At 74.1% G+C, this 505-nt stretch carries 1 pseudogene; it reads right to left on the bottom strand.

Annotated features, from left to right (window positions below):
* A pseudogene (locus APM_RS13225) lies at positions 1–505 on the bottom strand (FAD-dependent oxidoreductase); the annotation flags it as partial.

Genomic DNA, 505 nt, shown 5'->3' with positions numbered 1-505 from the left:
CCCGGCAGCACGCCGTAGCGGGTGACGTAGGTGCGCGCGGCGTCGGCCAGCATGATGCCGGGGCGGTCGTTGTCGGGGAAGGCAGGGGGCGCTCGATGGCGCCGGTGGCGATCACCACCTCGCGGGCGCGGACCTGCCAGAGCCGGCCGCGGGGCTGGGTGTCGTCGGGTTCGCCGAGATGATCGGTGAGGTCCTGGGCGAGGCCGATCATGTTGTGCGGGAAATAGCCGAAGGCGATGGTGCGCGGCAGGATGGTGACCTGGCCGGCGGCCTGCAGCCAGCTCAGGCGGGTGGCGAGGAAGCTCGCGGCATTGGTGCCGTCGAGCGTCGCATCCGTCTCGGCGAGGAGGGCGCCGCCAAGCTCGGCCTGTTCGTCGCACAGGATCACCCGCGCGCCGGAGGACGCGGCGGCGAGGGCGGCCTCGATGCCGGCGGGGCCGGCGCCGACCACCAGCACGTCGCAATGGGCGTAGCGCTGGGCGTAGCAGGCGGCGTCCGCCGCCTC

This window comes from Acidiphilium sp. PM (assembly GCF_000219295.1).
GTDB lineage: Bacteria > Pseudomonadota > Alphaproteobacteria > Acetobacterales > Acetobacteraceae > Acidiphilium > Acidiphilium multivorum.
Note: the sequence above shows the minus strand (reverse complement) of the source record. Positions and strands in the feature narration are given on the sequence as shown.